The 1826-nt window shown below is 29.6% G+C and carries 2 protein-coding genes and 1 pseudogene; all 3 read right to left on the bottom strand.

Annotated features, from left to right (window positions below; all coding sequences use genetic code 11):
- Window positions 1-90 precede the first annotated feature (90 nt).
- On the bottom strand, window positions 91-1188 hold the full coding sequence (locus tag V7164_RS25365) for a DegT/DnrJ/EryC1/StrS family aminotransferase (RefSeq protein ID WP_335355614.1): 1098 nt from the start codon (window positions 1186-1188) through the stop codon (window positions 91-93).
- Window positions 1189-1202: 14 nt separating this feature from the next.
- Window positions 1203-1610 (bottom strand): sugar 3,4-ketoisomerase, encoded by a 408-nt coding sequence (locus V7164_RS25360; RefSeq protein WP_335355613.1) that lies wholly within the window; start codon window positions 1608-1610, stop codon window positions 1203-1205.
- Window positions 1603-1826: pseudogene (locus tag V7164_RS25355) on the bottom strand (hypothetical protein); the annotation flags it as partial. The pseudogene V7164_RS25355 and the gene V7164_RS25360, both read right to left, overlap by 8 nt.

Here is a 1826-nt window from a genome sequence, read left to right as displayed (position 1 = left end):
GTTAATGACTAATCTTTAATCTTAACTCTATTAATTTTCTTTGAAAATTAGCAAATTTATCTCATCTAAATTTCTTAAAGTAATCAACATTTATGAAAATGAATTTACCGTTTCTATAACATAATATATTTCATCTTCACTCATTCCGTACCATATAGGTAAGCTTAATACCTCTTGAGAAATTTTTTCAGCTAAAGGAAAACTTCCTTTTCTATATCCAAATTCCTGATAGGAAAGTTGAAGATGAATAGGAATCGGGTAATGAATCAAAGTGTTAATACCATGTCTATTTAAATAGTTTTGAAGTTCAGTTCTATATTCAGTTCTAATTACAAATAAATGCCAAACATGTGTACAATTATCCTTCTCAAATGGCATTATTATTTTAGGATTATTTATACCCTCTATATATTGTAGAGCTATAGTTCTTCTATAATTATTATATTTCTCAAGGTTTTTTAATTTAATCCTTAAAAACGATGCTTGAATTTCATCAAGTCTTGAGTTTGTACCTTTATATATATGATGATATTTTTTATCTGAACCATAATTACCTAAAGCACGTACTTTATCGGCAAGATTTGGATCATTAGTTACAATAGCTCCGCCATCACCAATTGCTCCTAGATTTTTCCCTGGATAGAAACTAAATGCTGCGGCGTCTCCCAAAGTTCCTACCTTTTTTCCATGATATACTGCCCCGTGAGCCTGAGCAGCATCTTCAATAATTTTTAAATTGTATTTTTTTGATAGTTGAATTACTTTTTCCATTGCAGCAGGGTGCCCGTACAAATGAACTACAATAATTGCCTTTGTATTACTTGTGATTGATAGTTCAATTAAATCTGGATTAATATTATATGTAGCGATATCTGGTTCAACAAAGATAGGTTTTGCACCTGCATATGTAACAGCAAGGGCTGTTGCAATAAAAGTATTGGATGGAACTAAAACTTCATCCCCTTCCCCTATACCATAACCCCTCAAGATTAAATATAAAGCATCTAATCCATTTCCACATCCAACGCAATAATTGGCATTGCAGTAGTTAGAAAACTCCTTCTCAAAATTCCCTAGTTCTTTCCCCTGTATAAACCAATTATTATTATATACTTCTTTAACTTTATCTAGAAATTCTTCCTCAATTTCCATATGCATGGGCTCAAATCTTGAAAAAAGGATATTCATGCCAGTCACTTCCTCTAAAATAACTTCTTAGCTTCCTCTAAATAAAAATCATAATTCCTTATATAATCAGATTCATCATAAGGTTCTGATGCCAGAACCAATAAAACACTTCCCTCTGAAAAATCAAACATTTCACGCCATATAAATGGCCCTATATATAATCCTACAGATGAGTCATTTAACTCGATTACTTCTTCATTATAAGGATTTTTGAGTTTAATTTTTACTGAACCATTGAGACAAATTAGTACTTGGTGTAATTTTTTATGAGAATGGTATCCCCTAGTAATATCTTTTTCTACTTTTGTAATATAATAAACTCTTTTAATTTCAAAAGGAATGTCCACTTTTCCTTCAATTGGAGTTAAGTTTCCATATCGATCTGAAATTTGTCTCAATTTAATAGTTGAACAGTTATACATCACTTCTCCTCATTTCTAAATCTTTATATGCTATAACAATATATTTATCAATACCAGAGATAATAAAACAATCATCTTTTTTTTCTAAATATTTTGCTTTGCTATGTCTTTGATTTGTTAATACACTTTTGATTATTTTCGAATTATTAATTATAGGCAATTGATATTCTTTAAATATGTATCCCCTTAATTGATTATGAATTTGAAATGCTGTTT

Origin of the sequence: Bacillus sp. JJ1474 (genome assembly GCF_036965225.1) — a bacterium.
In the GTDB taxonomy this organism is placed as follows: domain Bacteria; phylum Bacillota; class Bacilli; order Bacillales; family Cytobacillaceae; genus Cytobacillus.
The sequence above is the reverse complement of the archived record's forward strand: the minus strand, read 5'-3'. Positions and strand labels throughout refer to the sequence as shown.